4 protein-coding genes and 1 pseudogene are annotated in these 5862 nt (G+C 72.2%); 1 reads left to right on the forward strand and 4 read right to left on the reverse strand.

Annotated elements, in window-relative coordinates:
• A pseudogene (locus ABT288_RS49175) lies at positions 1-134 on the forward strand (UTP--glucose-1-phosphate uridylyltransferase); the annotation flags it as partial.
• A gap of 96 nt (positions 135-230) precedes the next feature.
• Here ABT288_RS49175 and obgE read toward each other — a convergent pair.
• The 4 genes from obgE to ABT288_RS49195 all read right to left on the reverse strand — a co-directional run.
• Complete coding sequence (gene obgE / locus ABT288_RS49180) at positions 231-1679, reverse strand: GTPase ObgE (RefSeq protein ID WP_351623315.1); 1449 nt, start codon at positions 1677-1679, stop codon at positions 231-233.
• A 124-nt stretch (positions 1680-1803) separates the two neighbouring features.
• On the reverse strand, positions 1804-2058 hold the full coding sequence (gene rpmA / locus ABT288_RS49185; RefSeq protein WP_023550764.1) for a 50S ribosomal protein L27: 255 nt from the start codon (positions 2056-2058) through the stop codon (positions 1804-1806).
• A gap of 14 nt (positions 2059-2072) precedes the next feature.
• On the reverse strand, positions 2073-2393 hold the full coding sequence (rplU, locus tag ABT288_RS49190; RefSeq protein ID WP_009188585.1) for a 50S ribosomal protein L21: 321 nt from the start codon (positions 2391-2393) through the stop codon (positions 2073-2075).
• A gap of 234 nt (positions 2394-2627) precedes the next feature.
• Positions 2628-5862 (reverse strand): Rne/Rng family ribonuclease (locus ABT288_RS49195; protein WP_351623316.1); only part of this gene is annotated, 3235 nt, incomplete at its 5' end.

The raw sequence follows: 5862 nt of genomic DNA on the forward strand, positions 1-5862 counted from the left end.
ACGACACCGGCGACCGTGGCGACTATCTGCGTGCCATTGTCAGACTGGCGTGCGAACGTGAAGACCTGGGCCCGGACTTCCGGACCTGGCTTCGCGGTTACGCAGCCGAGGAGCTGACCGACGGCGACAGCTGACGGCTCCGACGGCCGACACCGGCACAGAACGCGAGAGGGCGGGCCGGAGGGAAACCTCCGGCCCACCCTCTGGCATGGCCGAAACCTGCTCGAGTCCTACTCGAACGGGTCGAACTCGTCGTACTCCCGCAGCGCCTCGTCCCGCTCCGCCTGCTTCTCCCGGCGGCGCTGCGCCGCGGGCCGCTCGCCGTCGAAGCGGTGGTCCTCGCCGCGGCGGCCCAGCATCTCCGCGCCGGCCATGACCGAGGGCTCCCAGTCGAAGACGACCGCGTTCTCCTCGGGACCGATCGCGACACCGTCGCCGGACCGCGCGCCCGCCTTCATCAGCCGCTCTTCGACGCCGAGGCGGTTGAGCCGGTCGGCGAGGTAGCCGACGGCCTCGTCGTTGTTGAAGTCGGTCTGGCGGACCCAGCGCTCGGGCTTCTCGCCGCGCACCCGGAACAGCGGCTCGCCGCCGAACTCCTCACGGGTGACGGTGAAACCGGCGTCGTCCACGGCCTTGGGCCGGATGACGATCCGGGTCGCCTCCTCCTTCGGCTTCGCCGCGCGCGCCTTGGCGACCAGCTCACCGAGCGCGAACGACAGCTCGCGCAGCCCGATGTGGGCGACGGCCGACACCTCGAAGACGCGGTAGCCGCGGGCCTCCAGGTCGGGCCGGACCATTTCGGCGAGGTCCTTGCCGTCGGGCACGTCGACCTTGTTCAGGACGACGATCCGGGGCCGGTTGTCGAGGCCGCCGTACTCCCGCAGCTCGGCCTCGATGATGTCGAGGTCGGAGACGGGGTCGCGGTCGGACTCCAGGGTCGCGGTGTCCAGCACGTGCACCAGCACGCTGCACCGCTCCACGTGCCGCAGGAACTCCAGGCCCAGGCCCTTGCCCTGACTGGCGCCCGGGATCAGACCGGGCACGTCGGCGATGGTGTAGACGGTCGAGCCGGCGGTGACGACACCGAGGTTCGGCACGAGCGTCGTGAAGGGGTAGTCGGCGATCTTCGGCCTGGCCGCGCTGAGCACGGAGATCAGCGAGGACTTGCCGGCGCTCGGGTAGCCGACGAGGGCCACGTCCGCGACCGTCTTCAGCTCCAGCACGATGTCGTGCAGGTCCCCGGGCTCGCCGAGGAGGGCGAAGCCGGGCGCCTTGCGGCGGGCGGAGGCCAGCGCCGCGTTGCCGAGGCCGCCCCGGCCGCCCTGTGCGGCGATGTACGAGGTGCCGTGGCCGACCAGGTCGGCGAGCACGTTGCCCGCCTTGTCCAGCACCACCGTGCCGTCCGGCACCGGCAGGACGAGGTCCTGGCCGTCCTTGCCGGAGCGGTTGCCGCCCTCGCCGGGCTTGCCGTTGGTGGCCTTGCGGTGCGGGGAGTGGTGGTAGTCGAGAAGTGTCGTCACCGACTGGTCGACGGTGAGGATGACGTCACCGCCACGGCCGCCGTTGCCGCCGTCCGGGCCGCCGAGCGGCTTGAACTTCTCGCGGTGTACGGAGGCACAGCCGTGACCTCCGTTACCCGCGGCGACATGCAGCTCGACGCGGTCCACGAAGGTGGTCATGGTTCAGTGCCTCCAGAAAACGATCGGTATGTCTAGCGTCAACACGCGAAAGGCGGACCCGCCTTCCCGACCGGGAAGTGAGGTCCGCCTCGCGAAAGCGTTCGGTGCTGCTGAATCAGGTGATTCAGGCGACCGGAACGATGTTCACGACCTTGCGGCCGCGGTGGGTACCGAACTCCACCGCACCGGCCTGCAGGGCGAACAGCGTGTCGTCGCCGCCACGGCCGACACCGGCGCCGGGGTGGAAGTGGGTGCCGCGCTGGCGGACCAGGATCTCACCCGCGTTCACGACCTGACCGCCGAAGCGCTTCACGCCGAGCCGCTGGGCATTGGAGTCGCGACCGTTCCGGGTGGACGATGCGCCCTTCTTGTGTGCCATGTCTCCTCAGTCCCTTACTTCGCAGCCGTGGGGATCGACGTGACCTTGATCGCCGTGTACTGCTGGCGGTGGCCCTGCCGACGGCGGTAGCCGGTCTTGTTCTTGTAGCGCAGAATGTCGATCTTCTGGCCCTTGTGGTGGTCCACGACCTCGGCCTGGACCTTGATGCCGGCCAGCACCCACGGGTCGCTGGTCACAGCGTCGCCGTCGACAACGAGCAGGGTCGAGAGCTCGACCGTGTCGCCAACCTTGGCGGTGGAAATCTTGTCAACCTCAACGATGTCGCCGACAGCAACCTTGTGCTGGCGACCACCGCTGCGCACGATGGCGTACACGCGGATCTCTCTTTCGCTCGTTCAGAACCGGCACCCCCGCAGGCCAGCCGCCCAGGAACACCACGGACGACCTCTCCCGGCCCGCATTGCGTCCAGGAGGAAGAGGTTTACGGGGATGTGGCGCGTTCAGTGGACACGCCGACGGTCAAGGTTACGGGGCCATGACCTGGGGGGTCAAACCGGGCCCCGGTGGGTGTGGGGCCGGTCACGCGGACCGGCCCCACAGCCCGGGCGTCAGCCCTCGTCGGCCACGTCCGCGGCGGCGGAGACCGTGGTGGTCTTCTTCGCCGTGGACTTCGCGGCGGCCGTCTTGGCCGCCTTCTTGGCCGTGGTCTTCTTGGCGACCGTCTTCTTGGCCACGGTCTTCTTCGCCGTGGTCTTCTTGGCGGCGGCCTTCTTCGCCGTGGCCTTCTTGGCGGTCTTGCGGGCCGCCTTCTTGGCCGGAGCGGTCGCCTCGGCCACCTCCTCGGCCGTCACCTCGCCGGCCGGGGCCCCGGCGGCCTCCTCCGTCGCGGCCGACGGGACGACCACGACGGCCGCCTCCTCGGACGCGGTCGGCGCCGTGGCCTTGCGCACGGCACGGCGGCGCGGACGGGCCGGGGCGGCGCTCTCGGCGGGCTCGGGCGTCTCCTCGACGGCGACCGGAGCCGCGGTCTCGGCCTCGGGCCGGGCCGCCGGCGCCTCGACCGCGGGCGCGGTCTCGGGCACCGTCACCACGGCGGCCGTCTCGACACCCGCCGGGGAACCGGCCGGCGCCGACACCTTCCGGGTCGCACGACGGCGCGTACGGCCCTTGGGCGCGGCCTCCTCGGCGGCCTCGGCCTGCGGCGCCGGAACCACCTGGTCCTCGACGGCCGCGGGCGCGGCCAGGGCCTCGGCGGCCGGCTCCGGACGCACCGGGCGCGCTGCCGCCTCCTCGGCGGTGACGTCCTGCGCGGTCGGCGCCACGGCGGCCACGGCGACCTCGGTCCTCGGCGCCTCCGCGCGGCGCGCTTCGGCCTTCGGCGCGCCCGCCGGAGCCGAGGCCCGGCGGCTGGCCCGGCGGCGGGTACGGCCACGGGTGGCCGCCGCCTCCGCCTCGGCGACGCTGCTGTACAGCTCCTCGTCCGGCGCGAAGTCGGGGGCCGGCAGCGCGACCGGCTCGGCGACCTCGGCGGCCACCGCGGCGGCGGTCTCCACCTCGGGCTCGACGGCCTCGCCGGTCTCGACGGCCACGGCGGCCGTCTCGTGCACGTGCTCCTGGGCGTCGGCACCACGGCCGCGCTTCTTGCGCTTGCCGCCACCGCCGCCGGCGGACACCGGCTGCTCCATGTGCACGATGACACCGCGGCCGTTGCAGTGCACGCAGGTCTCGGAGAAGGACTCCAGCAGACCCTGGCCGACCCGCTTGCGGGTCATCTGCACCAGGCCCAGCGAGGTCACCTCGGCCACCTGGTGCTTCGTACGGTCGCGGCCCAGGCACTCCAGCAGGCGGCGCAGCACCAGGTCGCGGTTGGACTCCAGGACCATGTCGATGAAGTCGATCACGACGATGCCACCGAGGTCGCGCAGCCGGAGCTGGCGCACGATCTCCTCGGCCGCCTCCAGGTTGTTCCTGGTGACCGTCTCCTCCAGGTTGCCGCCCTGGCCGGTGAACTTGCCGGTGTTGACGTCGATGACGATCATCGCCTCGGTCTTGTCGATCACCAGCGAACCGCCGCTGGGGAGCCAGACCTTGCGGTCGAGAGCCTTGGCGAGCTGCTCGTCGATCCGGTAGGTGGCGAAGACGTCGACCTCGGAGGTCCACTTCGACAGCCGGCCGGCGAGGTCCGGCGCGACGTGCGAGACGTACCCGTGGATGGTCTCCCACGCGTCGTCACCGCTGACGATGACCTTGGAGAAGTCCTCGTTGAAGATGTCGCGCACGACCCGGACGGTCATGTCCGGCTCGCCGTACAGCAGCGTCGGGGCGTTGCCGTTCTTCGACTTCTTCTGGATGTCCTCCCACTGCGACTGCAGCCGCTCGACGTCCCGGCGCAGCTCCTCCTCGCTCGCGCCCTCGGCGGCGGTGCGCACGATGACGCCCGCGTCCTCGGGGACGATCTTCTTGAGGATGGTCTTCAGCCGGGCCCGCTCGGTGTCGGGCAGCTTGCGGCTGATGCCGGTCATCGAGCCCTCGGGGACGTACACGAGGTAACGGCCCGGCAGGGAGACCTGGCTGGTCAGACGCGCACCCTTGTGCCCGATCGGGTCCTTGGTGACCTGGACGAGCACCGACTGGCCCGACTTGAGGGCGGACTCGATGCGGCGGGGGCCGTTGGCCATGCCCAGCGCCTCGAAGTTGACCTCACCGGCGTAGAGGACGGCGTTGCGGCCCTTGCCGATGTCGATGAAGGCGGCCTCCATCGACGGCAGCACGTTCTGGACCTTGCCCAGGTAGACGTTGCCGACGTACGAGGTCGACTGCTCCTTGTTGACGTAGTGCTCGACGAGCACGCCGTCCTCCAGGACGCCGATCTGCGTACGGTCGCCGTGCTGGCGGACGACCATCACGCGCTCGACGGCCTCACGGCGGGCCAGGAACTCGGCCTCGGTGATGATCGGAACGCGGCGACGGCCCTGCTCACGGCCCTCACGACGGCGCTGCTTCTTGGCCTCCAGACGGGTCGAGCCCTTGATGGACTGCACCTCGTCGGACGGCTCGGCCGGCTTGCGCGGCTCGCGGACCTTGACGACCGTGCGCTCCGGGTCGCCCTCGCCGGGCTCGGTCTCGGCGGTGGTGTCACCGGCGCGGCGGCGACGACGGCGACGACGACGGCTGCTGGAGGAGGAGGCACCGGCCTCGTCTCCGGCCTCCTCGGCGTCCTCTTCCTCCTGCTCGGCGGTGTCCTCGGCGTCCTGCGCGGCCTGCTCGGCGGCCAGTTCCTCGGCCTCCGCGTCCGCACCCTCGCCGGCCTCACCGCGACGGCGGCGCCGGCCGCCACGACGGCGACGGCGGCGCGAGCCGGACTCCTCGAAGCCCTCGGCGCCCTCCGCCTCCTCGGTCTCCTCCGCCTCCTCGTCCTCGGCGGACTCCTCCGGCTCCTCCTCGGCGGCGGCCTCGACGACCCGGGTCTCCTCGGCGGCGGCACCCCGGCGGCGACGACGGCGCGGACCGGTCTCGGCGCGCTCCTCCGCGTACTCCTCGGGCTCCTCCGCCTCGGCGGCCTCGGCAGCGGCCTCGGCGGCGGCGCGCTCCGGGGTCTGGAACTTCGGCTCGGTGAACACCGGCGGCTGGAAGACGGCGACGGCCGGGCGGGCGGGCCGACGCCGGGCCTCGGCCTCCGGCTCCTCGCTCTCGGCGGCCGGCGCGGCCTGTGTGGGCTCGGAGAACCCGAACACGGGGCGCACGGCCCGACGCCGGGTACGACGCGGGGCGGCCTCCTCGGCGGGGGCCTGCGGCGCCTGGACGGCGGGGGCGGGCTCGGCGGCGGGCTGCTCGGCCTCGGCA

Origin of the sequence: Streptomyces sp. NPDC001093, from assembly GCF_040298985.1 — a bacterium.
In the GTDB taxonomy this organism is placed as follows: Bacteria; Actinomycetota; Actinomycetes; order Streptomycetales; family Streptomycetaceae; genus Streptomyces.

Excerpts from the sequence above, each read along its gene's own strand:
- rpmA (WP_023550764.1), bottom strand. The coding sequence starts at position 2,058 with ATGGCACACAAGAAGGGCGCATCGTCCACCCGGAACGGTCGCGACTCC.
- obgE (WP_351623315.1), bottom strand. The coding sequence starts at position 1,679 with ATGACCACCTTCGTGGACCGCGTCGAGCTGCATGTCGCCGCGGGTAAC.